Origin of the sequence: Paenibacillus sp. FSL R7-0179 (assembly GCF_038002265.1) — a bacterium.
In the GTDB taxonomy this organism is placed as follows: domain Bacteria; phylum Bacillota; class Bacilli; order Paenibacillales; family Paenibacillaceae; genus Paenibacillus_AQ.
In genome coordinates this window covers 2,846,407-2,872,125 of record NZ_JBBOCC010000001.1, presented here as the reverse complement: position 1 = coordinate 2,872,125, position 25,719 = coordinate 2,846,407, and the positions used below count along the sequence as shown (strand labels likewise).

Below are 25,719 nucleotides of genomic sequence, written 5' to 3'. Positions count from 1 at the left end.
TCTGACACTTCTATTCTATTTGCTGCGCACCTCAAAAATGGCGAACTTCAGATAATGGCCCTCGTCCACGCCGAGAATCTGCGGATGATCCTTGCCTGCGGCCCGCCATTCGATCAGTCTCAGCACCTTTCCGGCATCCTTGGCTGCTTCCATGATCGTATCAAGGAACAGCTGCGGCTGCATGTGGTACGAACAGCTGGCCGTGACCAGATATCCGTCGTCATTCACCAGCTTCATGCCCTGCAGATTGATGTCCTTGTAGCCGCGTACGGCCCCTGCCACTGCGCTTTTGGTCTTGGCAAAAGCAGGCGGGTCCAGAATCACGACATCCCACGTACGTCCGCCCCCGGCAGTCATCGGCTTCGCAGTATCCGCCTTGGCACCCGGTTTGCTTCCGGTTTTCCCTTCTGCCGTCGCGCCGCCCGTAGCACGCTCAGTGCGTTCCTCCTGGCCCTTGACCTGATTGCGCAGGTAGGCAAATGCATCATCTACCACGAATTCCACCCGGTCATTGAACCCGTTGATCTCCACATTGGCCTTCGCACTCTCGATGGCATGCGCAGACACATCCAGACAAGTTACCTTCTTAGCGCCGTACTTGCAGGCATGCAGTGTGAAGCTTCCCGTATGTGCAAAGCATTCCAGCACAGTCGCACCATCCCAATATGGGAAGGTGACCGGCTTGCCGCTTTTGTTGACCGGAAGCATCTGGAGTGTACCGTCCTCTGCTGCTACGTTCTGCAGTGTAATTCCGCTGCGCCCGCCCCAGCCCTTCATCAGCGGAGCAATCGATGCTCTATTCTCCCGCTGATCGAAGAAGTAGCCGGTCTTCTGCCCCTCTTCAATATCGACGATCACCTTCAGCCCGTTCTCGCTTACGGTAATATGTCGCGGGCATTCACCGTAGAGCACACCCGTGGTCTGTTCCAGTCCCTCCAGCTCCCGCACACTGACATCGCTGCGCTCGTAGATGCCACGCGGCTGCATCACCTGCACCAGCGCTTCCACAATCTCGGAGCGGTGCTGATCCATAGCCAGGGTCAGCAGCTGAACCACAAGGACTTCACCGAAACGGTCAATGATCAGCCCCGGCAGAAAATCCGCTTCCCCATAGACCAGACGATAAGCGTCCGCCCCCGGCAGAAAGCGTTCCCTGTGCCGCAGACAGTCCGCAAACCGCTCTACAAAAAACGCCGTGTCCATCGCCGCCAGCTTATGCTGCGACAGAATTCTCACCCGGATCTGCGAAGCCGGATTATAATACCCGGTAGCCAAGTACCGCCCCTGATGGGTCAGAACATCCACCAGTCCGCCTGGCTGCGGATCTCCGTCAACAGATGCTACTTCACTGGCGAAGACCCATGGATGGCCCTGCTCCAGTCTTTTTTTACGGTTTCGTTCCAGAATTACTGATGCCAATACCTTCAACTCCCTATTCTTGTTGCCAGATTAATATACATGTCCTATGCCTGGCGTTCATATATTGGTACAACCCCCGTCCAAAAAGGAGCCAGTCCTTATGATCCGTGAACTGTTATTCCCTGTCCTCTACGGTCTTGTCATATTCCTCGCCGGCATGAAGGTGATGGAAGCCTCATTGTCACGGCTGGCCGGTCCGCTGCTGAAGCGCAGCCTGCACAAGGCGACCTCCACACCGGCCAAAGGCCTGATCGTCAGCGCCCTGCTGTCGGCGCTGCTACAGAGCAGCACCGCAGTAACGGTGCTGACCATCGGCATGGTCAATGCCGGGCTGCTGACCTATGCCCGCACGCTTGGCATTATTCTCGGCAGCAACATCGGCACCTGCCTGACCACGGAGCTGATCAGCCTGCAGATCAGCACGCTGGCCGCGCCGCTGCTGATCGCGGCGCTCTGCCTCTGGGCCGCCGCCGTAATGGCCGGCGAGCTGGCCCCGCAGTCCCGGCGGCTGTTTGAGCTCTGCCGCCGGATCTCGGGACCGCTGCAGTTCATCTGCCTCGCGGTCACCGGCTTCGCACTCGTCCTGTGGGGCATCGCGGTCATGCAGTCCATCGGCCCCGCTCTGGAAGGCAGCGCCCTGTTCCGCTGGTTCCTCGGGCATGCCGCAACCAGCGCACTCTGGGGGCTGGTTGCCGGGGCTGTGCTGACGGCGATGGTGCACAGCAGCGCCGCAGTTATTGGCATGGCGATGGGCCTCGCCGCCAGCGGCGTGATGCCGCCTGCGCTTGGCATCGCCATCGTCCTCGGCGCGAATATCGGCACCTGCGTCACCGCCGTCATTGCCGCCATCGGCAGTACGCCTTCCGGCGTATTCGTCGCTTGGTCGCATGTGGCACTGAATGTCGGCGGCGCCTTACTCTTTCTGCCCTTCATAGGGCCGCTGCAAGCTCTGTCCGCCTCGATCGGCGGCGGACCTGCCGCCCAGCTCGCCCATGCCCAGACTATTTTCAACATCGTCTGTTCGCTTGGGGTACTCCCCTTATGCTATCTGCGTGTCTGGTCCAGGCTGGAGCAGCGGCTGCAGTCCTGAGTCTTCCAAGAATCATAATCGCAGTCCTCATTATACTTCAAATCCGCCGGACAGTACTAATCCAATCTGCAAGGGAAGCATAATCAACAAAGGCGAAATTCACGCAAGCCTATAGAAAAAAGACCTAGGGCGCCATCGCCCCAGGTCGATATTTACATCAGCTTCTTAATCTTATCCATCGGTAATTCAGCAGCCTTAGAGACCTCTTCGGGAGAAAATCCATTGAGTAGCAATTTACGGATAAGCTCCGCTTGGCCTTCAGCTTTTCCTTCCTCAATACCTTCAGCTTTTCCCTCTTCGTATCCCCAACGCTTCCAGGCAGGCATCAATTCCATGATAGCTTCTCCCTCCTCCGGGTAATGATCAATTAATTCTCTTAGAATCTCCTCATCCTGTGCCCGGTCCGGCTTAAAATACAAATCCGCCACTGACATAATCAGCGCCAGCCGTCCCTGGTCCAACCGGGTCCTCAGCTTGATGAACATACGCAGGAATTCCCGCCGTACTTCTCTCGCTTCTCTTGTAGTATACCCCATCTTCGCTAATAACGCAGCAGCCACTGCATTGTCTGAGTCGATGAAGCGCCGCCAGTTCTGCTTACGCAGTTCCACCTTAAGGAACTGGAAGCGCAGAATGGAGTGCTCGGGAATAGACATCTCCAGTGTATCTACCTGTTCCCGTACTTCATCTGAGGTAAAGATCGTAATCGGTATAATCAGCTTATGATCTTTGCGGTAACGCTCGAAAAGACGGCTGAAATAAATAAACATTCTCTCATGAAACGCGGTATCCCTATACGATTGCGGCTCCAGGTGAATTAGAATATAACCGTCCAGCCCTATGTAACGGGTCTCCAGCAGCAAATCAAGCTCCCTAGCTTCCTCGCCGACAATATCCACCAGCAGTTCCTGCATCAGAAACCGGGTCTCACTATAGTCGAGCATGGCGTCCAACTCAGGAAAAAACAGCTCAATGAATTCCTGAAAAAATGTCTCCAGCAGCTTTTTAAACGCTTCATCATGCGGTATGGAAATATGTGTCCCCTCCTGTTATGGGTTTGAGCTTGTTCTGTGTGATTATATTCCATTTATTTGGGTTTGTATATAATAAAAGGAACATACATTCGCGTCTAAATGTGATCTCTCTAAGTTCTTTATCTTGAGCCTTCCGATTCCTCACCATAAACAAAAAAACCGCACACCGTCCACATGGACGCATGTACAGGTCTTCTTGTGCCCGCTCAAACCGCCGGCAGCATTACACTCTATTTCACGCTAACATATACCGAGACGGTCTTAGTTCCCAGTTTTCCTTTAATTGATGCGCTTCCCTTGCTCACTGCTGTAATCATCCCGTTAGCATTCACCTGGGCGACAGCAGGTTTGGAGCTGGTCCAGACCATGCTTCCTGTGACAACCGCAGTGCGGCCGGTATCATACAGCGCGGTTACCACTACGTTTTTGCCTGCACCCGGTGCAAGATTCAGCCGGTTCTCACTGACCGTAAGCTTCATCAGCTTGGGAACAACCGTAATCTTAACCGTCGCCTGAATGCCCTGGTAGGAGCCGGTCAGGGTTGTAGTTCCCTCAGCCAGCGCTTTGACCGAAGTCCCGTTAATGGTAGCCACAGCAGGGTTTGAGGATTCCCAGTTCATTGCACTGGAGAAGTTGGCAGATTTACCATTTGAAAAGTATCCGGTCGCCTTAATGGACTTGGAGGCCTTAATATTCATTTCCAGCGTTGCCGGGTCCACCACCAGCTTCACGACCTTCTGTGCAATCGTCACCGGAACACTGATAGTCTTATTGGAATAAGTCCCCTTCAGGGTTGCTGTACCTTTGACCAGTCCCTTGATAGTCTTCGCAGTGCTTGTCTGCTTAAGAACAGCATTGCTGCCGCTCAGCTCCCACTTAATGCTTCCTGATACGTCCAGCTCGTCGCCATTCTCCAGTACAGCCTGGACAGCAGGCAGCGGCAGTTCTTCGCCAATGACTACGCCCAGTGCTTCATCAGGCCCGATCAGGACCAGCACTTTGTTCTGAACCGTAACATTAAACTGAACTGTCTTGGACCGGATAGCTGTAGCGGAAGTCACTTCGCCGTTCTTGAGCTTACCTGTCAGGATAGCTGTGCCTGCCTTGCCGCCGACAAACTTCCCGTCCTTGATGGACACAATCTCTTCATTCGCAGAGGTCCACTCCATCTCATCACTGATGTCGAGCTTGGTTCCGTCATACTTGGTTCCGTTCACCTTCGGCAGGCTTACTGCATCCGCCGTGTATATTTCCTGCTCTGTCTTCTCCAGGCCCAGCTCAGTCAAGGTCGGATAGACAGTGATCTTGAAGCTTTTGCTGATTCCCAGATAGCTGGCCTTAATAATTGAAGTTCCTACTGCTTTACCCGTAACAGTGGCATAAGCATTGCCTGCATCTGCCGTATTGGCTGTTACTGTTGCATTCATCAGGTTATCCGAGGTCCAGACTGCGGACGCTGATTCGTTGGAGGTTGAATTGACGGCATTACGCATTTCTGCGGTTACATTCAGACTCTCTCCCAGGAAAAGCGACTGGTCGCCGGAAGGCTTCAGCACAAGCGCTTCATAAGGCGCACGCACATAGACATCCACCGACTGGGTGACACCCAGATAGCTTGCGGTGATGACCGTTTTACCCACACCAAGGATGGTAATCTCGCCGCCTTTAACAGTAGCTACGCTCTCGCTGGAGCTGCTCCATTCCACCTCATTGCCCAGGGTGATTTCTGCACTTGCCGAAGTGGCTTTAGTCTTGGCGTTCAGCTTGACCGGGTTGTCCCCGACCAGCATTTCCATTTCCTTGACGATGTTGTTCTTGATGTCTTGCAGTACAATAGCGGCATAAGGAAGCTCTACTACCGCTTTGATCGTTTCGGTTAATCCTTTGTACTTAGCGGTAATGGTAGCCTTACCTTCACCGACAAGCGTAATTTTGCCCGCAGCAATGGTCAGCACACCCGTATTCGAGCTGCTCCATTCCGCATCCTTCGTGACATCCTTCTCCGCAGTGGCCGAAGTTCCGCCGATGGCGGTTGCCGTAACAGACAACAATTCATCTTTATCGCCTAATTTATAGCTGCCCTCTGTGCTGCGGGTCAATTTCAGTTCCTTGAAGGAATGGGTGACCGATACCTCTACAGAGGCTATCGCATTATTGTAGGTTACTGTGATCATGGCTGTTCCAGCACTTACCGGTCTAAGCTGCCCATTAATTACTGTAACTACTTCGGTCTTGGAAGAAGTCCAGGTCGCGGCTGCCGTTACATCCCGTTTGGACGCGGAGCCCTCTACATTGGCATATACCTTAAGCTGCTTCGGTGACTGGCCCATGGTAAGCTCAACCTTGGCTGCACTGTCGAATTCAATAGAGATAATGTCTCCAGCAGCGGCAAAGACGTTTACCGGAAAAGCGGCTACAACGAGCAATATCATAATGAGGAGCGTTTTTGTCATTTTCCTGTACACGGTCATCTGTTCTCTCCTTAGACGGTCTGATTATCGGTGGACTTTTTTCCCACTCTCTTCCACTATATCGACAAATCCGGACCAAGTCTTTACCCCATTTTCCGTATTTCACGAATCCCGGGCAAATTCAGGTCTTTGTAACTATATAAATTGTAGTTCCAAAATTCCCCTCCGCCACTTTTCCCAATCTGTTTTTTCAAGTCCAATTTAAAGAGATAATTTCGGTATAACGAAAAAAAGGATGTCTTCCTGCCGTCGAAGGCACAGAAGACATCCTTTAGCCGTCTGTCCGGTCAGGTGGCCGGCACTGCCCGGCTAACACTAACAAGCTCGCCGCGGCATTCATTCACGCCGGCTTCGGTTACCTTCACCAGGCACAGCTCGCCCTGCAGCGAATCGTCGCCGCTGAACAGCACCTGAAGATAGTTGTCGCTGAAGCCGTGCTGTACGCTGCGTCCCGCCGAGCCCTTGGCGGCCCGTTCTGGAATGACGGACAGCGTCTTGCCGACGAACCGTCGGGCATAGGCCAGCTGCATCTCTTCGGAGAGATCGATCAGCTCCTGCACACGCGCATTCTTAATCTCCTCATCCACCTGATTCAGCATCCGCGCAGCCGGGGTTCCGGTCCGTTTGGAATACGGGAAGACATGCATCTCCGAATAGTTGACCGCCTTCATGAAGTCGTAGCCTGCCCGGAACATCTCATCCGTCTCACCCGGGAAGCCGACGATCACATCGGTTGTGATCCCTACATCAGGCATGGCCTGACGGATCAGCTGCATTTTGGCAAAATACTCTTCCGTGGTATACTTCCGGCGCATCGCCTTCAGCACCTCGTTATGGCCCGCCTGGAGCGGAATATGCAGATGGCGGCACATCTTGGTGCTGCGGTTCAGCACCTCCAGCAGCTTCTCGTCAATCTGGCTCGCTTCAATGGAGCTGATGCGGACACGTTCCAGCCCGTCCACCTTATCCAGCTCCCAGAGCAGGTCGGAGAGACGGTAGTTGTCCAGATCATCCCCGTACCCGCCGGTATGGATGCCGGTCAGCACGAATTCCTTGTATCCGGCCTCCACCAGCTGATGCGCCTGGGCGACAATCGATTTCGGATCACGGCTGCGCGAGAGGCCGCGCGACCACGGAATGATGCAGAAGGTACAGAAGTTGTTGCAGCCGTCCTGAATCTTCATGAACGCCCGCGTCCGGTCAGCGAACCCGGGCACATCCATTTCCTCGAACTCACGCGTCTTCATAATGTTGCGGACCGCATTCACCGGCTGGCGCGACTCCTGAATATTCTTCACATGGGTCATGATCTGTTCACGGTCCTGGTTGCCGATGACCAGATCGACTCCTGGAATATCGAGAATCTCTCCCGGTGAGGTCTGCGCATAGCAGCCGGTAACCGCTACGATGGCATCAGGATTGCGGCGGACCGCCCGGCGGATCATCTGCCGGCTTTTTTTGTCGCCTGTATTGGTCACCGTACAGGTGTTAATCAGGTAGACATCTGCAGAACCCTCGAAATCTACCTGCTCATATCCATCATTCTTAAAGAGCTGCCAGATGGCCTCGGTATCATAGAAATTGACTTTGCAGCCCAGTGTATAAAAAGCTACAGATGGCATGGTTTAAGCTCCTCCCATTTCTCCGGATTCATATAAAATGCAGGCGGCGGCAACCATACCTGCGGTTTCACAGCGCAGAATACGCGGCCCCAGCCCGACACAGACTGCTCCAGCCTCCTCAGCCAGCCGGCATTCCTCCGTACTGAAGCCGCCCTCCGGCCCTACAACGATCATCACTTTGGCCGCAGCCTCCTGCGGAAGCGATGCGAGCCATGGTGCGGCTGCGCTGCGAAGCTGGAGACCCTCTTCCTTCTCATAGCAGAAATAGACGGCGTCATAGCCGCTGAAGCTCTGAAGCAGCTGCTTCCAGCTAAGCGGTGAATGCACCTGCGGAACAATATTCCGGTGCGCCTGTTCGGCAGCCTCCTTGCAGATTTTGCGCCAGCGCTCTACCCGCTTACTCTCCTTGCGCTCATCGTACTGCACGATGGTCCGCTCTGAGAGGAACGGCGTGAAGGCTACCGCCCCGATCTCCGTGCATTTCTGAATGACTGTCTCCAGCTTGTCCCCTTTAGGGAGGCTCTGGGCAACAGTAACCTGGATGCGCGGCTCATGAGTCATAGCCAGAGGCTCCAGTATGCTCACGGTGACCAGGCCGATCTCAATTTCAGCAATCTCAGCCAGCGCCTCGCGGGACACACCGTCGCTGACGATCAGCTTATCCCCGGCCTTGCCGCGCATGACCTTGGCGATATGGCGGGCGTCTTCACCGTCAATGCTAACCTTGTCTGCTCCGAACTGTGCCGGAGTTACGAAATAACGCTGCATCTCTCATCCTCATCCTGTCCGTTATTCAGCGTAAAAGCGGCGTAGTCCCCGTCAAATCAGGTCCCGGCCGCCGCTTCACACGTATCATTCATCTACTTAATAATCACATTATATTCTACAACGTTTGTCTTGCACTGAACAGCCCCTGTCCGTACTGCTCTGATCAGACCCCGAACATGCGCAGGAACAGCTGGAAGAAATCATTGCCCGTCCGGGTCGCCCAGTAGCTAAGCGGTTCTATCGTATAGGCGCGCAGACCCGGAATGAAGATGATCAGCAGGAAAAGGAAAACGGTATACTGCTCATACTGCTGAAGTCTTCCCCGGATCGGACGCGGTGCGATATCCTCTACAATCCGGTAACCGTCCAGCGGCGGCAGCGGAATCAGGTTGAACACAAAGAGGAAGAAGTTGAAGTGAATGAACATCCCGAAGAACCAGATCACCGCCCGGAGCACCTGCTCGTTCTTGATCGAATCCATCGTGCCCGTGCCCACAAGAATCGCATAGATCAGCGCGCCCAGAATACCGAGCAGCAGATTGCTGATTGGCCCGGCGGCCGAGACGATGACACCCATCAGGCGGGGACGGCGGAAGTTCTCCCGGTTCACGGGAACCGGACGCGCCCAGCCGAAGCCTGCAATCAGCAGCAGAATGATACCGAAGAGATCAAAGTGCACTGCCGGATTCAAGGTCATACGGCCCAGAAGGCGCGCTGTAGGGTCCCCGAACTTATTGGCAAAATAAGCGTGGGCGAATTCATGCACCGTAAACGCAATAACAATCGTAATCAGAAAAAACGGAAGCTGCTGCAAAGGATATACTAAAATTTGATCCAGTGAACCCATGTCTACCTCTTTCCGGCTGTGAACGCCACCCAATCTTCTTCGCGGGTTACTTCTAAAATCTCGAAACCGGAGGACATAAGCGCTTCCGCGACCAGCTCTTCCTTATCCTTATAAATCCCCGAGGTAATATAGATCCCCTCCGGCTGAAGCGCGCGGTAGACATCATCCGTGAACAGCACAATGATCTCGGCCAGAATATTCGCCACGACAACCCGGACCGGCAGAGTCACTCCCAGCCCGTCTGCCGCCGGGGCAACCGCAGGCACAGCCTCCTCAGCCGCATTGCTTGGCCGGGCTGAAGGCCACATCTCTCCGGCTGCGGTATCCGCCGCCCCCTCACCGCCCAGCAGCGAGAGCAGATCGCTCTCCTTCACGGTGATCGCTGACTCCAGCCGGTTCAGCGCCACATTGTCGCGGGCGCTCACCACAGCGACCGGGTCCAGATCCAGCGCCAGGACGGAGGCTGCACCGAGCAGCATCGCTCCAACAGCAAGGATGCCGGACCCCGTACCTACATCGATGACTTCGTCGCCGCTGACAATATGCTTCTCAAGGGCGCGAAGGCACAGCGCCGTTGTCGGATGCGTCCCGGTTCCGAAGGCCATACCGGGGTCAATTTCAATGATTTTCTCATCGGCAGTAGCCGGGGTATATTCTTCCCATGTCGGCTTAATGGTCAACCGCTCGGAGACGCGCAGCGGCTTGAAGTACTGCTTCCAGGCATGAGCCCAATCATCCTCATCCACCGTCTTCCAGGAGATCCGTGCCAGCCCGGGGTCGATGCCGAACTCTCTCAGCTCTTCCACCCTTGGCGCCACCTCGGCCACAACCGCGTCCATGTCCACCGATTCCGCATAATATCCTTTAATGACCGCTTCCCCTTCGGGGATGTCATTGAGCGGTTCATCGTATAATTCACCGTAACGTGTATCCCGGGTTTTATTCAGCGTCCCGGATTCCTCAATAGAGACTCCGCCCGCTCCCGCCTCAACCAGCAGATTGGAGATCATCTCCTGTGCTTCCTCCGTTGTATGTACCGTCAATTCGTGCCATAGCATGGTAATAAATCCTCCTAAAAGTTTGTAAGCGTTACTTCTCTCGATTCTGCTTCGAACAAACTTACTTCGGAAGCATAGACTTAAGTTTTGCGAGCATAATCTCCCTCGAAGCGTATCTTAGCTAGTATAGCATTTCTTACCCGTTCAGCGCCAAACTGCGTTCAACTCTCAACGGCAGACGGGTGCTGCGGCAAAAACAATCCAGTGCATGGTCATCTACCATCCCGGAGGCCTGCATAAACGCATAGCAGATCGTTGAGCCGACGAACTTCATCCCTTTACGCTTCAGTGCCTTGCTCATCTGATCGGACTCAGGGGTGGTGGCGGGGACCTCCGCCCTGTTCTTCCACTGGTTTACAACCGGCTTTCCGCCGATGAAGCTCCACAGATAACCTGAGAAGCCTCCCTCTTCCTCGCGGCAAATCTGCTGGTACACCTGTGCATTGGTAATCACTCCCTTAATCTTTAGACGGTTGCGGACAATCTCCGCATTTTGCATCAGCTCTTCGACTTTGTCCTCCCCATACAGCACGATCTTCTCCGGATCAAAGCCGTCAAAGGCCTCGCGGAAGCCCTCCCGCTTCTTAAGCACCGTATACCAGCTCAGTCCGGCCTGCATCCCCTCCAGCATCAGCAGTTCGAACAGCTTCACGCCGTCAGTCAGCGGTTTGCCCCATTCTTCATCATGATAAGCTATGTATAGCGGGTCCGTGTTCACCCAATCGCAGCGCTTTAATTCCACCATGTCTCTCTCCTCTGCCTTATGTTCCTTCATCATTTGTATAGCCGTATCTTTTAACTGTATACGAAAAAAAGAGAAGAACACAAGGTTCTTCCCGTTAAAATAATGTTACTACTGTCCTTGCAGCTGTACCCGCGTCTCTTTGTCCGGTTCATTTGTAGTGTAATAGAACATATATATTGAAGCTTCTGTGCCTTTGAAATCCTTGTATACATCAATATTCCGGTTATTTCCGTCTCCACGGAAATTCGTGGTTACAATGCTGCCGATGAGCGCATCCTTGCCCTTGCCGATGTGCGTCTGATTAACGCCGCCAAAGTTAGGGTCGTCGCTCTTCGTCTCCACATAAAGATCGTTGCCCTGCTTATAGTAGGTCCACTGTACCGGGTACCCGCCGGTTTGCCGGATCATGGTCTGCTTCTCGGCCGAGATGTTCTTCAGCAGCAAAGGCTCCTTGTCATCCTCATGCGTAGTTACTTTGTATTTCGCGACAAGCGCCATGGGGGTTGCTGTAGTGATCTCAAGACCTGCCGGCCGCTCGAAGCGGAGAGTCGTCAAATTTTTATCCTGGGAAGGCGAATACCACATTCCACCCTCCAGCTGCCGCCCGTCAACCTCAAGTGTATAGTTCACATAAGGCAAGTCTGCATACTTCTCCTTGCTCCGCACCTGCACACGGACTTGAGTAGGCGTGACTACCATCTGCTCGATAATGTTGCCCTTGTCCCCCGCCTCCAGCGGCAGATCCAGCGCAGTCTTGAGAGTAGCGCCTGACATCTGCTTCTTGCTGAGTTCAAAATCAAATGCCCATGGACCGGCGATATTCCGTTCCAGCTTGGTGTAGCTGAGCTTATACGTGGTCTCCGTCTTAGGGACATCGCCGGGCTTATAGTACTGGAGCGAGGTGTATTCCCCGTTGTCTCCGGGCTTGCCCATTGTACCCGGCTTAGAGTTGTTCACCAGTTGCCCGCCTCTGTAGGCTATGATTTGCGGAGAAGCCACGCCCCGTGCACCCGGATCATTGAAGATCGCGGCCGTAGACAGCATCAGACGCTCATTCCCTTCCTTGAAGGGTTGGACACTGAAGGACTCCAGTCCATCCCGGTTCACCGGGAAGCTCTGCCGTTCCGGCGAGTCCGTATCCAGCTTCAGCTCCACCTCCTGCTGGGAGTAGGACTGAATTCCTGTTGCGGTAAGGCTCACCTTGACCATCTCCTGGCCCGGGCTCCAGTCTGTCTCGAAATAGCCGTTGTACCGCTTGGTTTTCTCGTCCCACTGCTGATAGTGGGATTCCATTTCATCGTTGTTTCCCTTGGCATCCTTCAGCGACATTCCGTTCACGTCCCAGTATCCGTTACCCTTATCTCCCCCGACATCCAGGGTATAGAGAATCACTGTGCGGTTCTCATCCGAGAGTGCCGTGTGCAGCGTCAGGGTTACTCCATCCTTCGTGATCGTCTGACCCAGCGGCTGACCCAGGTTCTTGGACAGCGCAGCCTGTACACCACTTCTATGATTGAGCAGATTCCCCCAGTCATATTGCACAGCGGCATATACAGGAACAGCCATCAACACTACGCTGAAGGAGGCTGCGACAGTGATCTTACGCCAGTTACGATGGCGGACAGGGCTATTCGCTCCCGCACGGCTGCCGCCCTTGGAGGAAGTATATCCGGCTTGCTCCATCCGGCCCCACATTTGCTCGAAATCAGGGTAATTCAGCTCCTGATCCTCATTTAAGCGACGCTTTAACTGTGCTTCGGTTCTGTCCATATTCATCGTCCTCCTTCGTTATGGGCTGAACGCCCGCTTCTTCAAGAATCCTCTTCATCATCCGCAGCCCCTTGTGCTGTCTGGACTTCACGGTCCCCAGCGGGATATCCAGCATCTTGCGGATTTCCTCCAGACTGAAATCATGCATATACCGCAGAGTCAGCACCGCCCTGACTTTCGCCGGGAGCCGGGACATGTAGCCCGCCCATTCCAGCTTCGTTTCCTTCTGCTCCACCAGCTTGTCTACCAGCGGCTGCGGATTCTCCCTGAACATATGGAGATGGGCCGTCAGCTTCTGCTGCAGGCTGTTCCTGCGCTTCAGATGGTTCAGGCAGGTGTTGACGGTGATTTTCATAATCCAGGCCTTCAGATATTCAATGCCTTGCCACTCGCTGCGGAAGAGAGTGATGAATACCTCCTGACACAGATCCTCAGCATCGGCAGCATCATGCACCATATAGTAGCAGGTGCGGTAGACCTCCTTGCTGTAGGTCTGGAATAATTCCTTGTTATCCACTTGAGTATCCCCTCCTTTCTTGTTCGTTCTGTTCTTATAACAACTCCGGGCGGTAAAAGGTTCATTTTCAGCAGCATATCCGGCAATGTGTATTAAAAAAGCAGCATGTCCACCTGAAAAGCACAGGCTACATACTGCTTACGATAGATTGTACGCGAATAAAGGCTTCTCTTCAGAACAAGCACAGCTTAGATAATGTTCATAACCTCGCGCGCCTGATTGTCCAGCTCCTGCGCAGAGCTTGCGATCAGCGTGAATTCATCCAGCGCCACTTGAATCTGCTGCTGGCTGAGCTGCACATTATCCTGCACCTGGTTCAGTCCCGTGGATATTCGGCCGACCTCTTCTGTAATGGCCTGGACACTGTCCCGGACTTCGGTAATCTGGTCCTGCACCATCGCGGACAGCTTTCTTACCTCTTTGGCCACCACATCGAATCCCCGGCCGAATTCTCCGGCATGTGCAGCCTCAATAGCTGCGTTCAGGGCAAGCAGATGGGTCTGGGATGCAATATCACGGATGGTCTGCACTACGCCGCGGATCGCGGCAGCCTGCTTTTGCAGACTTAGCAGTGTTTCGGTGTTCTCGCCCGATACCTCGGCAATCCTGTCAATACTGAGCAGCAGCTCCTGACTCCGCTCGATTCCTTTGTCCGCACGCTGATTGAGGCTATCCGCCATTCCCTGCATCAGTTCCACAACATGGCTCATGTTATTCTGTCTCTCCGTAATGTTGGTGGCCACCTTGGATACGCCGATGACATGGGTCTCTGTCTCATCAAACACCGGCATATAGGTAGCCTCCAGCCAGACTGAATTCCCCTCTGCGTCCATCCGTTCAATTTTGTCCTGGAAGCTCCGGCCAGCCATTAAATTCTGCCAGAACAATTCATAATCCGGGCTGTTCACCAATGAAGGGAAGCACAGCTGGCTATGCTGCATGCCGTACATATCCTCCGCATTGTATTTGACCGACCGGGCAAAAATCTCATTGACGTAGGCGACACGGCGGTTCAGGTCAAACCGGATCATGGCGAGGTTCTTTTCCAAAGCTTTGACAACCAGTTCGTCTGTAACTACTTGGTCTGCTAGATTTTCCATGTTGACTGCTCCCTATACATCTCATTTTTTAACTATTATGCCGGACGACATTCGCTTATTTCACTTTACTCTTATTAACGGCTGTTTCGGCTTTTAAAATGATATGGTTTTTCTAATTCCCTATCTTAATCCCCCATACGCTGTCCTTCCGGTGCGCAGCCGCTTCCCGCAGCTCTGGAAGTCTCGTGTCCTGCGGATAATGCCGCTCCAGATACTGGACGAAGACCTGGCGCAGGCCGATCTCCTTGTCCAGCTTGTTGAATTCATTGGGGTGCTTTTCCATTTCGGCAATAGAAGCTTCCCAGCGCCCAAGATCTGCCGCCTCCGACTGTTCTGATTGGACCTTATCGGCGAGTATTCGCAGCTCCCGGTAAGCCTGTTTTACTTTGGAGGAATAGACCTGCTTCTGGTTCAGAAAGGTTAACAGCGCAACCAGCAGCGCCAGCCCCACCCACATTATCACTGTATTCACTTATGTATCCTCCCGGCCTCGCATATCCCTCCATTATACACGCCACAACACAAAAATACACCACTTTCGCGGGGTATCGACAGCAACAATTCGCCTGTTCATCTCTTCTTGACTTTACTGAATTATTCCTTCTTCATAATCTCATCCAGCTGCCGCTTGTCCGCCTCCCGGGAACGGTCCATGGCTTCAATATCATCCTGATCTGCTTCAGCCGCTGAGAATTCAACATCCTCGGCCTTCGCCTCATAGAGCATTTTCATTTTTTCGGTTTTGGAAAAGATTTTCGAGTTCTCTCTGTCCATAGCTTGCCATCAGCCTCCAATGTATTTATCTGATTCTCTAAGCTTCAAATCATTCCGCCGGCTTCCTCAATCAGCGACATCGCCTGACCATAGACAGCCGTATCGACAATAACTGTCAGCAAAATATTTCTGCCTGTCGGTCCGCCATCCCCGCCGTGGCTCATTCCGCTCCCGCTCGTATGCGCCGCAGCTAATATGCCCGTATGGTCACTGACTGCCGTCATCGAATCCATGCTCGCCAAATTGCCGGTTACCGGATTCACTCCCGGCTCCTGCCCGCTCCCCCCAAACCTGCTGAACCGGTCAATCGAAATCTCCTCTGCACGCAGGGCCTGGAGCTTACGGGAGACCCCTTCCGCTTCTTCCGGGGTTTTGAAGTAGGCCAGTATACTTTTTTCAGACATCGGAATTCCCTGCTTTCTGCCTGGTATTCTCTCGTTCAGCTTACTTGGGTATTTTGGATTTTCGGACAGGAATTTATACATTTTGGTTTGCTGTGACTCCAGTGAATATTCGGAGTTCCGCCCTGTGTTATCTGTTGATTTCATAATTCTAAAGCCATACTTCTAAATGTATAGCCCTGTTTTTCGTCCAGCATCCATGTCAGCATTTATGACGAATTTTGTTTTTTCATCTGTTTTTTTGTATATTTTTGTCTTTTAAGATTTCGTAAGTAGTTTCAAAAGACTATTTGTGTCAACTAACATTCCACATTAAACGAAAATATTCTCAAAACTCTATAAATTTTGTGTGGATTTTACAAATAACCAGTGGTAAAATCTTCTTAATATTTTTCCTAGTAAACTTGACGGAAATAAACCGGATTAATAGAAAAGGAGAATCCGCCTACTGTCTGTAGCAGGAGAGATGTAAGCCAGAACCAACATCATATTGTGGAGGGGATTACATTTGGAGTGGACAAAATTACCTCGTAAACTATCAATACTAACTTTATCATTAGGTGTGGCTGCAAGTATGATTCCAGGCGCGGCATTCGCCGCCAGCAGTTTGAAGACACCCGTATCAGGCAATCATCTTCCAGCCGTGATTCCAGCGAATCTGCCTTATATTTCTCCACAGATTAACACCAAATCCTCAAATCTTGTCCGGGTTATCGTTCAACTCAGCGGTCAGCCTGCTGCGGTCGGCAAATATGCTGCCAGACAAGGAATTACAGCGCTCGCCAATACAGCGACTGAAGCTGCGGTAAATAGCCAACAGGAAGAAGTACTTGATAAGGCTGATGCCAAAAAGATTGACCTCACCGTCAATTACAAGTACGACACCGTATTGAACGGCTTCGAGGTCACGGTTCCGGCAGACAAAATTCCTGATCTGGCCAAGATTTCCGGCGTAGCTTCCATCTATCCGAACAGCACCTGGTACGCGCTTCCTGATCAGACAGTGACCGAAGTGACTTACAGAAACGACAACGCTCCACTGAAGCAGATTCATGCCGACTGGGCAGCAGACCAAGGCCTCACCGGAGCCGGACTGAAGGTCGGTGTGATCGATACCGGTGTCGACTACACGCATCCGGATATTGCAAAGGCCTATAAGGGCGGCTATGACTCCTTTTACCAGGATGAAGATCCTTATGAAGAAGTACCGCTGACTCCGGGGGAAGATAAAGAATACGGTGTAGGCTATGCGGGAACTTACCACGGTACGCATGTAGCCGGCACAATCATCGGTCAGTATGCAGCTAAAGGCGATGTTGCGCAAAAGGGCGTTGCTCCGGGTGCGGAACTGCACGTCTACAAAGTCTTGGGGCGCAATATTGATAAACCAAACACTTCCTCCGGATCTTCCGCCCAGGTCATTGACGGAATTGAGCGTGCGGTGAAGGACGGCATGGATGTCATCAACCTGTCGCTCGGCTCCGATTCCGAGAAGGACGTAAACTCCCCGGATTCCATTGCGATTAATAACGCTGTACTCTCTGGAGTAACTGCTGTAATTGCGAATGGGAACAACGGAGAAAACGGTTATTTCTCCATGGGCTCACCGGCTGCCTCGCAATTGGCCATTTCAGTAGGTTCAGTAACCAGTCCTATTGATGCCTATTCCGGCAAATTTAAGGCGGAAATTGCAAACTCGGTAACTTCTGTTACTTATGACACTTATTTTCCATTCCATATGATGGCGTATGAGCTGGCAAATGATGATTTCGCTACTATTATTGGTACTAAGCCCGTACGCGTTGTGTATGCCGATCTTGGAGCAAAAGAAGATTATCCTGCCGAAGATATCAGCGGTTCCATCGTATTGGTATCACGTGGTGAATTGGGCTTTGTAGATAAAATTGCGAATGCCAAAGAGCGTAAAGCTAGAGCAATCGTAATTTTCAACGGAAATGCCCACAAGGTGGATGGTAAGAGTGAAGCTATTCTAGACGAAGACTACAAAGATCGTAGTGATTTCATCGATGTGAATCTAGGTAATGGATACCAAAATATTCCTACGTTTGACATTGAAGGCTCCAAAGGACGACAATTAGCCAGAGCCATTCTGAAAAATGGTAATAATCCAACCTATTTCACTTTTGGTCCCGAATATTATCATGAAATGACGACTGGTGATACAATGAGTAGTTTCTCTTCATTAGGACCAAACTTTGACGGTAATCTGAGCATCAAGCCGGATATTGTTGCTCCTGGTGATGGAGTATTGTCTACATGGCCGGCTTATGGCAAAGGTCATCCTGACACAGATTATTCCAAAGCATACAATCGTATTAGTGGTACAAGCATGGCAACACCGCACGTTGCGGGTTTAGCACTGCTAATCAAACAGAAACATCCAGAGTACACACCATTTGATATTCGGGCAGCTCTGGCGAACACTGCAACACCAATTCTTTACGAAGGCTCTCCTGAAGACTTCTATCGTCAAGGCCCTGGACGCGCCAATGTAGAAGATGCCATCAACACACCGGCACTGCTGCAAGCGATTGAGCCAATCTCCATTCTGGACAAGAACTTTGTCTCCCAGAATGTGATCAACTACAATCCGTCCACAAGCTTTGGCACATTGCTGCCAGGTTCTGAAGCTGCGAAAGTCCTGCAGTTGAAAAATATGAGTGATAGCTCGCTCACCTACTCCGCCTCCGTGGAATGGAACTATGGTGACCCTAAGGTATCTGCGGTTCTCGATAAATCATCAGTAACTGCTGCTGCAAAAGGTGCCTCCACGTTCAACCTGAAGGTCACCGTTGCTGCTGATACCGAGCCGCAAATGCTGCAAGGTAATATCGTACTAAAAGCAGACGGACAGCCAACACTTCACTTGCCGTTTGCAATCAATGTAGATAAGACAACCGAACAACCTAACTGGGGTACAGGTATTCAAGAGGCAGCACTGAGCCAGCCGATCGTCTACACCAATTCAAGTGCTGTTCTGAACTACAAGCTCAAAGCCAAGAATATTAACTACTATGAAGTGAATCTGATTGGCCTTGATGATATCAAGATGGGCTCTTTCCAGGTATCCACGACCGGTGCGCCAGATAAATTCTTTGCACCTGGCAACTATAGCACGGTGATATCATCTACTTATCATCCGTATGACCACAACGGTGATCCAATCCTGGATGCCAGCGGCAACCCGGCAGTAGCCAGCCTGACCGACGGCGTATACAAGCTGGAGGTTCTCGGCATTACCGCAGAGGACAACACCAAGACACCAATCAAGATCGACTACAACAATGATAAATACTACAGCACATACACCTCATTCCGCTTTATCACTGTTTCTGGCAGTGGAAGCAATGGTGGCGGCGGTAGTGGCAGTAGTGGAGGTGGTGGCGACACAGTAGCAACGCCGACACCTGTAGTAGTTCCAGAACCTGTGAAGTCCCTTGTTGAAGAAGGGGTTCAACAGGTAACGGTAACACCTCTAACTGCATCGAAGGACGGTGTAACGACAGTAACCGTCAGCGACAGCGACCTGAAGGCGGCTCTGGCCAAAGCCGCTACTGTCAAGACAGCCGTTGTTGTCTCTCTTATCAGCATCTCAGATAAGTCTGCTGAACTTAGCCTGACTGCTGATCAGGTGAAATCACTGGCCGCCATTCAAGCAGGCAGCACCATTATCGTGAATATTGGCGGATCTGCTGTAGCCCTGCCGGTATCCTTGCTTGCGGCTTCCCCTGCAGGCCAGAGCTTGAAGCTAGTAATCAAGCAAGAGCCGGATGCGGCCAGCAAGCTGATTGCAGGTACTCCGGATGCCAAGGTCATCGGAACTCCGGTATCCTATGAAGCTTCATGGACTACAGCTACAGGCAGCACTTACTTGAACGTACCAACCAACGTATTCATCAAGCGCACCTTTACTGTACCAGGCAAGATTGAATCCAAAACTGCGGGTGTATTGTTTGAGAAAGACGGACTGGTGACTCCGGTTGCTTCGGTCTTCACACCGCAGGCCGATGGAACAACCCTTGTGACCGTAAGCCGTCCAGGCTTCTCTGTGTATGCAGCAGTCAGCAAACCGGCAGCAGCCTTCACCGACATCGCTAATTCCAAATCAGCTGTTGCCATCCAGACGTTGGCCGACAAGCTGATTATCCAGGGAACCTCGGCAACTACTTTTGCACCGCAGAGCAACCTGACCCGCGCTGAGTTCACAGCACTGTTGACCCGTGCACTGGGTCTGCGTACCGATGCCAGCGTAACCTTCTCCGATGTGAAATCAACGGACTGGTACGCCAAGGATGTAGCCGCAGCCTCCAAGGCTGGTCTGATTCTCGGCATCGGCAATGGTAAATTTGCACCTACGCAAAAAGTAACCCGCCAGGAGCTCGCTGTCATTTTGGACAGAGCAGTGAAACTGACAGGCACTGAACTGAAGGCTGTTGCCAATCCTTCGTTCACAACCTACTCCGACAGCGCTAAGGTAGCCCCTTACGCCAAGGACAGTCTGCAAGCCCTGACCAAAGCCGGCGTCTTCGCCAGCGAGTCGGGAATTGCCTTCAATCCAACAGCTCCTGCAACCCGTGAGACAGCAGCCGCTGCACTCTATGAATTGCTGAGCAAGAGCGGATTGATCTAGTAAGCAGAATACGCATAATAAGCATAAGAGGCTGTCCCAGTAGTCATTACAGACTACTCGGGTCAGCCTTTTTTTGTTAGGTTAAGAGCTGTTTGAGCAATTGAACAGAAGCTACACTGCCACAATGTACTTACTCCTCTGATTGCATTTACTACATTAGATTTCCATTTCATTCGTCCTAAAAGGTATTCTGTTGTATTTCATACATTTGATTTTTAGATTTCTGTTTAAAAATGCCCCTTTAAAGAAATTCTACTGTACGTTGTGCAATAGATTCTCATTTTGGTGCATTTTAAAAGCATTCTGTTGTAGCAAGTACAACAGGACCACAAATGCAATGCAAAAAAACAGCGCTCCGCCTCCAATAATGGAGATGGGGCGCTGTTGTACAAGCTCTTCCAACCGTATTTCACATTACCTAAAAGTTCAGTCTCCCCGGAACGCCCGCTTCACACGGTCGAAGAACGACTGCTCCTGCTCATGCGTGTTCTCTCCGTTGTGGGAGGCGAACTGGCGGAGCAGGTCCTTCTGCTCTTCGCTGAGCTTGCTAGGCGTAACGACGATGACGCGGACATGCTGGTCACCGACGCCGTTGCCGCGAAGATGCGGAACCCCTTTGCCTTTGAGACGGAAGAAGGTACCGGTCTGAGTGCCTGCCGGGATCTTGAGCTTCACCTTCTCAGTCAGCGTTGGGATCTCAATCTCATCGCCAAGCGCCGCCTGAGCGAACGTCAAGGGAACCTCACACATAATATCGTTGTTCTCGCGCTCGAAGAAATCATGATTCTTCACGCGAATCACAATGTACAGGTCTCCGGCCGGGCCGCCGCGTGTGCCGCCTTCGCCCTCACCGGTCATGCGCAGCTGCGCGCCGTCATCGACACCGGCAGGGATGCGCACATGGATCTTGCGCTGTCTCTTGACCTTGCCCTGGCCAGCGCAGGTGGTGCATTTCTCTTTGATGATTTTGCCTGTGCCGCTGCAATGGGAGCAGGGACGGCGGTTGCGCATCTGTCCAAGCGGTGTATTCTGTACGAATTCCTGCTGCCCGCTGCCATGGCAGACGGAACAGGTCTCAGGCTTCGTACCCGGCTTGGCTCCGGAGCCAAAGCAGGTATCGCAGGTCTCCGTGCGCGGAATGGTAATGTCGGTCTCTTTGCCGAACACCGCTTCCTTGAACTCAATGGTCATTGTATACTGCAAATCTCCGCCGCGCTGTGGTGCATTCGGATCACGCCGTCCACCGCCGCCGCCGAAGAACATATCGAAGATATCACCAAGACCGCCGAAATCTCCGCCACCGCCGCCAAAGCCGCCGCCCATACCCTGATTAGGGTCAATATGCCCATATTGGTCATACCGCGCCCGCTGCTGCCCGTCACTCAGAACGTCATAGGCTTCCTTAACCTCTTTGAACTTGGCCTCAGCATCACTGGCCTTATTCACATCGGGATGGTACTGGCGCGCCAGCTTGCGGTAGGCCTTCTTCACTTCGTCTTCTGAAGCATCTCTTCCGAGGCCCAGAACCTCATAATAATCACGTTTATCTGCCACTGCTTTCACCTCCGCGCATCGTTAATTTCCCCTATATACATGGTAAAAGGAAAGCCAAAACCCGGGATGCCCCGGTCTTGACCTTCCCTCTCACCACATTAGAACTTATCGTCTAAGGTTACCCTTGATTCTTCTCATCGTCAACCACTTCGTAATCAGCATCTACCACATTATCCTTCTTGGCATTGCCTTCAGAAGCATCCTGTCCAGCTTCAGCGCCCTGCTGCTCCTGTGCAGCCTGCTCATACAGCTTCACAGACAATTGCTGTACAATCTCATTCAGCGCCTCTGTAGCAGCAGTGATTTCTTCCAGGTTGTCGGTTTCAAGTGCAGCCTTCACCTTGTCCTTGGCTTCATTGGCTTTGTCGATCTCGGAAGCATCTACCTTGTCGCCCAGATCCTTGATTACTTTATCTGTGGAGTATACGAGCTGGTCAGCACCGTTCTTGGCTTCGACCAGTTCTTTACGCTTGCGGTCTTCCTCAGCGTGCAGCTCGGCATCCTTCATCATCTGTTCCACCTCTGCGTCGCTCAGGCCGCTGGAAGAAGTAATGGTGATTTTCTGGCTCTTGTTGGTGCCTTTATCTGTAGCAGAGACATTAACGATACCGTTGGCATCGATATCGAAGGTAACTTCGATCTGCGGTACGCCGCGCGGTGCCGGTGGAATCTCGTTCAGCATGAAGCGTCCCAGCGTCTTGTTGCCGTTCGCCATCTCGCGTTCACCCTGCAATACGTGGATTTCCACGCTAGGCTGGCTGTCTGCGAAGGTCGAGAAGACCTGCGATTTGCTTGTAGGGATCGTAGTGTTACGCTCAATCATCTTCGTGAACACGCCGCCTGCAGTTTCAATACCAAGGGACAGCGGAGTTACGTCGAGCAGAACTACGTCTTTTACATCGCCAGTCAGTACGCCCGCTTGAACAGCAGCACCCAGGGCTACTACTTCATCCGGGTTAACGCCCTTGTGAGGCTCTTTGCCGGTAAGCTTCTTAATTGCATCCTGTACAGCAGGAATACGGGTGGAGCCGCCGACCAGGACGATTCTGTTCAGATCCGCAGGGGTCATTCCAGCATCCTTCAGCGCTTGACGTGTAGGGCCCAGTGTACGCTCAACCAGACTTGCAGTCAGCTCGTCGAACTTGGCACGGGTCAGGTTGATCTCCAAGTGCTGAGGCACTCCGTCAACAACCGTGATGAACGGAAGCGATACTGTAGTTGTAAGTACGCCGGACAGCTCTTTTTTCGCCTTTTCCGCAGCATCCTTCAGACGTTGAACAGCCGCCTTGTCCTTGCTCAGGTCAATGCCTTGCTCTTTCTTGAATTCAGCTACGAGATAATCCATAACCAGTTGGTCAAAATCATCCCCGCCCAGACGGTTGTCACCGCTGGTAGCCTTTACTTCAAAGAAGCCGTCGCCCAGCTCAAGGATAGATACGTCAAAGGTACCGCCGCCAAGGTCATAGACCAGGATGGTGTGATCTTCGGATTTCTCCAGACCGTAAGCAAGAGCTGCTGCTGTTGGCTCGTTGACGATACGCAGCACTTCAAGGCCGGCGATTTTACCTGCATCCTTGGTGGCCTGACGCTGGCTGTCATTGAAATAAGCAGGAACTGTAATAACCGCCTGAGTTACAGGCTGGCCCAGATAAGCTTCGGCATCGGATTTCAGCTTCTGAAGAATCATAGCCGAGATTTCCTGTGCAGAATAGTCTTTTCCGTCAATGCTTTCTTTGTGGCCTGTACCCATGTGGCGCTTGATCGAAGCGATCGTACGGTCCGGGTTCGTAATAGCCTGGCGTTTTGCCGTTTCACCGACGATGCGCTCGCCGTCTTTCTTGAAGCCTACAACCGATGGGGTTGTACGCGCGCCTTCCGGATTCGGGATAACGACGGCTTCGCCGCCTTCCATAACGGCAACGCAAGAGTTCGTGGTTCCTAAGTCAATACCGATAACTTTACTCACTGTAATGTGCCTCCTCAGAAATAATGTGAAGCCCGGGGCTTCATCCATTTATATTATTGTGGAAATTGATTTCACAAGCTCTACCCGCTTATCTTATATAGAACAGAACTACATGCTGACTTTGACCATGGCCGGACGAAGAACCTTATCCTTCAGGAGATAGCCCTTCTGGACCTCCTCCGTCACGATGCCTTCCTCGTGCTCCTCGCTCTCCACCTGCATGATCGCCTGATGATATTCAGGGTTAAAAGGCTGTCCTACCACTTCCATAGCTGTAAGCCCTTCAGTCTTGAGGACTCCCTCCAGCTGACGGAAAATCATATTCACGCCTTTGATGAACGCTTCAGCGTCTGCACCTGCTGCAGGTGTCGCCAGTGCGCGTTCAAAGTTATCCATTACCGGAAGCAGCTCGGTTACAAGCTTGGACGTTGCGTACTGCGCCAGCTCTTCCTTTTCTTTCTGGGTCCGGCGGCGGAAATTATCGAAATCAGCCTGCACACGCAAGGTGCGCGCCTGATGCTCATCTGCCAGCTCCTGGAGCTTTCTGTATTCCTCATTGCCTGAAGCCGCCTCGCCGGCCTCTTCAGCCGTGAATGTACCGCTATCTGCTGTGGTGTCAGCCTCTTCAGCCGCGTGATTCTCATTCACCGAGGGATCATTCTTCTCATTCATTTCCTGAACCTCTTCCTCTTTCAAGTTGTCTTCACCTCCTTAATATCATTCACATGGACTAGTACACTCTGTTCACTTATACCAGTGTGCCAGCATCGCTGTCAAATCCCGGGACAAAATCCCCAGAATACCCATTACACGTGCGTACTCCATACGGGTCGGACCCAGGATACCGATGCTCCCCAGCGGCTTGCCGTCCAGCGAATAAGTGGCGGTAATCAGACTGCAGTTGGCAAAAGCCTCATGCTTATTCTCTGTACCGATACGCACCTGCATTCCTGCTTCGCTGCTGGCCGGGGTGAGCATCTTGAGCAGCGTAGGCGTCTCCTCCAGCAGATCGAGAATCGTCTTGACCTTGTCGACATCCTTGAACTCCGGCTGGGTCAGCATATTCGTGGCTCCGCTTAAGTAAATCCGCTGATCCTGGTCGCTCTCAAGCGCCTTATCCAGCACCTGCATTAATTCTTCATAATGGGAGATGTGGCGCTGCATTTCTTCGCCCAGCTCAGAATAGAGCTGACTCTTCAGCTTGTAGAGCGGTACATTGACCAGCTTGCTGTTCAGCAGATTCACGACCTTCTCCATCTCGGACACAGAAATCTCCGGAGGAAGACTCACGGTTCGGTTCTCTACCTGCCCGGTGCTGGTGACGATAATCGCCACAGCGGTCTTGTCATCGAGCGGAAGCAGCTGGAAATGGCGCAATGAAGTATGAAAAACCTCCGGTCCCAGCAGGATGGAAGTATAATTCGTCATATTGGACAGGATCATTGCCGCATGTTGGATAACCTGCTCTGTAGCATTCAGCTTCTCGGCGAAAAAAGCGCGGATCGTGCCCAGTTCGGCCGTTTCGGCGGAATTCCACGGTACCAGATGATCCACATAATAGCGGTAGCCCTTATGGGACGGAATTCTCCCTGCCGACGTATGAGGTTGCTCCAGATAACCCAGATCCTCCAGATCGGCCATTTCGTTGCGGATCGTGGCTGGACTGTAGCCCACATCCCCGCGTTTCGAGATACTGCGCGAGCCCACCGGCTCAGCTGAAGAAATGTAGTCATCGACAATGGCATTCAGTATCATTCTCTGGCGTTCAGTTAACATGTTATTCCCTCCTATCCGGCTGTGGCTCCGATTCGTTAGCACTCTAACGAGATGAGTGCTAACCACTAATACAAAAATACCAAACTGACCTCAGCATTGTCAAGTGAGTTCAGCAACTTGATTGTGCCTATTTTAGTTAAAGCAATATAACATCCA

The 25,719-nt window shown here is 52.3% G+C and carries 20 protein-coding genes; 2 read left to right on the top strand and 18 right to left on the bottom strand.

Features of this window, described 5'->3' with window-relative positions:
- Nucleotides 1-15: 15 nt before the first annotated feature.
- Nucleotides 16-1,419, bottom strand: coding sequence for a class I SAM-dependent rRNA methyltransferase (locus MKX63_RS12720; protein ID WP_341017463.1), 1,404 nt, complete (start codon nucleotides 1,417-1,419; stop codon nucleotides 16-18).
- Between the two features lie 100 nt (nucleotides 1,420-1,519).
- On the opposite strand from MKX63_RS12720, the gene MKX63_RS12715 reads away from it, so the two are divergent.
- Nucleotides 1,520-2,509, top strand: a complete 990-nt coding sequence (locus tag MKX63_RS12715; RefSeq protein WP_341018614.1) for a Na/Pi cotransporter family protein — start codon at nucleotides 1,520-1,522, stop codon at nucleotides 2,507-2,509.
- Nucleotides 2,510-2,661: 152 nt separating this feature from the next.
- On the opposite strand, the gene MKX63_RS12710 is transcribed toward MKX63_RS12715, so the two are convergent.
- From MKX63_RS12710 to MKX63_RS12650, 13 genes are all read right to left on the bottom strand, one after another.
- The gene (locus MKX63_RS12710; RefSeq protein WP_341018613.1) at nucleotides 2,662-3,537 is read right to left on the bottom strand and encodes an Rpn family recombination-promoting nuclease/putative transposase; all 876 of its coding nucleotides are present in this window, start codon (nucleotides 3,535-3,537) and stop codon (nucleotides 2,662-2,664) included.
- Nucleotides 3,538-3,773: 236 nt separating this feature from the next.
- Complete coding sequence (locus MKX63_RS12705) at nucleotides 3,774-5,975, bottom strand: Ig-like domain-containing protein (RefSeq protein ID WP_341017462.1); 2,202 nt, start codon at nucleotides 5,973-5,975, stop codon at nucleotides 3,774-3,776.
- Nucleotides 5,976-6,301: 326 nt separating this feature from the next.
- Nucleotides 6,302-7,636, bottom strand: coding sequence for a tRNA (N(6)-L-threonylcarbamoyladenosine(37)-C(2))-methylthiotransferase MtaB (gene mtaB / locus MKX63_RS12700; protein ID WP_341017460.1), 1,335 nt, complete (start codon nucleotides 7,634-7,636; stop codon nucleotides 6,302-6,304).
- 3 nt (nucleotides 7,637-7,639) lie between these two features.
- Complete coding sequence (locus MKX63_RS12695; RefSeq protein ID WP_341017458.1) at nucleotides 7,640-8,404, bottom strand: RsmE family RNA methyltransferase; 765 nt, start codon at nucleotides 8,402-8,404, stop codon at nucleotides 7,640-7,642.
- A gap of 163 nt (nucleotides 8,405-8,567) precedes the next feature.
- On the bottom strand, nucleotides 8,568-9,251 hold the full coding sequence (locus MKX63_RS12690; RefSeq protein WP_341017457.1) for a site-2 protease family protein: 684 nt from the start codon (nucleotides 9,249-9,251) through the stop codon (nucleotides 8,568-8,570).
- A 2-nt stretch (nucleotides 9,252-9,253) separates the two neighbouring features.
- Nucleotides 9,254-10,309, bottom strand: a complete 1,056-nt coding sequence (gene prmA, locus MKX63_RS12685) for a 50S ribosomal protein L11 methyltransferase (protein WP_341017456.1) — start codon at nucleotides 10,307-10,309, stop codon at nucleotides 9,254-9,256.
- Nucleotides 10,310-10,445: 136 nt separating this feature from the next.
- Nucleotides 10,446-11,087 (bottom strand): DNA-3-methyladenine glycosylase I, encoded by a 642-nt coding sequence (locus MKX63_RS12680; protein WP_341017454.1) that lies wholly within the window; start codon nucleotides 11,085-11,087, stop codon nucleotides 10,446-10,448.
- A 75-nt stretch (nucleotides 11,088-11,162) separates the two neighbouring features.
- Nucleotides 11,163-12,824 (bottom strand): DUF4179 domain-containing protein, encoded by a 1,662-nt coding sequence (locus MKX63_RS12675; RefSeq protein WP_341017452.1) that lies wholly within the window; start codon nucleotides 12,822-12,824, stop codon nucleotides 11,163-11,165.
- Nucleotides 12,784-13,281 (bottom strand): RNA polymerase sigma factor, encoded by a 498-nt coding sequence (locus MKX63_RS12670; protein WP_445321877.1) that lies wholly within the window; start codon nucleotides 13,279-13,281, stop codon nucleotides 12,784-12,786. Before MKX63_RS12670 ends, MKX63_RS12675 begins: the two co-directional genes overlap by 41 nt.
- A 248-nt stretch (nucleotides 13,282-13,529) precedes the next feature.
- On the bottom strand, nucleotides 13,530-14,441 hold the full coding sequence (locus MKX63_RS12665; protein ID WP_341017449.1) for a methyl-accepting chemotaxis protein: 912 nt from the start codon (nucleotides 14,439-14,441) through the stop codon (nucleotides 13,530-13,532).
- 112 nt (nucleotides 14,442-14,553) lie between these two features.
- Nucleotides 14,554-14,913: a hypothetical protein gene (locus MKX63_RS12660; protein WP_341017447.1), complete on the bottom strand. Its 360-nt coding sequence runs from the start codon at nucleotides 14,911-14,913 to the stop codon at nucleotides 14,554-14,556.
- Nucleotides 14,914-15,035: 122 nt separating this feature from the next.
- Complete coding sequence (locus MKX63_RS12655; RefSeq protein WP_341017446.1) at nucleotides 15,036-15,215, bottom strand: YfhD family protein; 180 nt, start codon at nucleotides 15,213-15,215, stop codon at nucleotides 15,036-15,038.
- A 44-nt stretch (nucleotides 15,216-15,259) separates the two neighbouring features.
- Nucleotides 15,260-15,619, bottom strand: coding sequence for a hypothetical protein (locus MKX63_RS12650; RefSeq protein ID WP_341017445.1), 360 nt, complete (start codon nucleotides 15,617-15,619; stop codon nucleotides 15,260-15,262).
- A gap of 505 nt (nucleotides 15,620-16,124) precedes the next feature.
- Between MKX63_RS12650 and MKX63_RS12645 the strand changes: the two genes are divergently transcribed.
- Nucleotides 16,125-20,267 carry a S8 family serine peptidase gene (locus MKX63_RS12645; protein WP_341017442.1) on the top strand — a complete coding sequence of 1,381 codons (4,143 nt, stop codon included), beginning with the start codon at nucleotides 16,125-16,127 and terminating at the stop codon, nucleotides 20,265-20,267.
- 426 nt (nucleotides 20,268-20,693) lie between these two features.
- Here MKX63_RS12645 and dnaJ read toward each other — a convergent pair whose 3' ends face one another.
- The 4 genes from dnaJ to hrcA form a co-directional block, all read right to left on the bottom strand.
- On the bottom strand, nucleotides 20,694-21,821 hold the full coding sequence (gene dnaJ / locus MKX63_RS12640) for a molecular chaperone DnaJ (RefSeq protein WP_341017441.1): 1,128 nt from the start codon (nucleotides 21,819-21,821) through the stop codon (nucleotides 20,694-20,696).
- A 118-nt stretch (nucleotides 21,822-21,939) separates the two neighbouring features.
- The gene (dnaK, locus tag MKX63_RS12635) at nucleotides 21,940-23,787 is read right to left on the bottom strand and encodes a molecular chaperone DnaK (RefSeq protein WP_036732232.1); all 1,848 of its coding nucleotides are present in this window, start codon (nucleotides 23,785-23,787) and stop codon (nucleotides 21,940-21,942) included.
- 108 nt (nucleotides 23,788-23,895) lie between these two features.
- Nucleotides 23,896-24,483: a nucleotide exchange factor GrpE gene (gene grpE, locus MKX63_RS12630; protein ID WP_341017440.1), complete on the bottom strand. Its 588-nt coding sequence runs from the start codon at nucleotides 24,481-24,483 to the stop codon at nucleotides 23,896-23,898.
- A 48-nt stretch (nucleotides 24,484-24,531) separates the two neighbouring features.
- Entirely contained in the window at nucleotides 24,532-25,563 is a 1,032-nt protein-coding gene (gene hrcA, locus MKX63_RS12625; protein WP_340994015.1) for a heat-inducible transcriptional repressor HrcA, read from the bottom strand.
- Nucleotides 25,564-25,719 lie beyond the last annotated feature (156 nt).

What these genes read in the sequence shown, in the direction of transcription:
- mtaB (WP_341017460.1), bottom strand. Translation starts at nt 7,636, where the DNA reads ATGCCATCTGTAGCTTTTTATACACTGGGCTGCAAAGTCAATTTCTAT.
- MKX63_RS12675 (WP_341017452.1), bottom strand. Translation starts at nt 12,824, where the DNA reads ATGGACAGAACCGAAGCACAGTTAAAGCGTCGCTTAAATGAGGATCAG.
- prmA (WP_341017456.1), bottom strand. Translation starts at nt 10,309, where the DNA reads ATGCTATGGCACGAATTGACGGTACATACAACGGAGGAAGCACAGGAG.
- MKX63_RS12665 (WP_341017449.1), bottom strand. Translation starts at nt 14,441, where the DNA reads ATGGAAAATCTAGCAGACCAAGTAGTTACAGACGAACTGGTTGTCAAA.
- hrcA (WP_340994015.1), bottom strand. Translation starts at nt 25,563, where the DNA reads ATGTTAACTGAACGCCAGAGAATGATACTGAATGCCATTGTCGATGAC.
- MKX63_RS12650 (WP_341017445.1), bottom strand. Translation starts at nt 15,619, where the DNA reads ATGTCTGAAAAAAGTATACTGGCCTACTTCAAAACCCCGGAAGAAGCG.
- MKX63_RS12670 (WP_445321877.1), bottom strand. Translation starts at nt 13,281, where the DNA reads ATGGTGCATGATGCTGCCGATGCTGAGGATCTGTGTCAGGAGGTATTC.
- MKX63_RS12695 (WP_341017458.1), bottom strand. Translation starts at nt 8,404, where the DNA reads ATGCAGCGTTATTTCGTAACTCCGGCACAGTTCGGAGCAGACAAGGTT.
- MKX63_RS12705 (WP_341017462.1), bottom strand. Translation starts at nt 5,975, where the DNA reads ATGATATTGCTCGTTGTAGCCGCTTTTCCGGTAAACGTCTTTGCCGCT.
- MKX63_RS12690 (WP_341017457.1), bottom strand. Translation starts at nt 9,251, where the DNA reads ATGGGTTCACTGGATCAAATTTTAGTATATCCTTTGCAGCAGCTTCCG.
- MKX63_RS12680 (WP_341017454.1), bottom strand. Translation starts at nt 11,087, where the DNA reads ATGATGAAGGAACATAAGGCAGAGGAGAGAGACATGGTGGAATTAAAG.
- MKX63_RS12715 (WP_341018614.1), top strand. Translation starts at nt 1,520, where the DNA reads ATGATCCGTGAACTGTTATTCCCTGTCCTCTACGGTCTTGTCATATTC.
- MKX63_RS12655 (WP_341017446.1), bottom strand. Translation starts at nt 15,215, where the DNA reads ATGGACAGAGAGAACTCGAAAATCTTTTCCAAAACCGAAAAAATGAAA.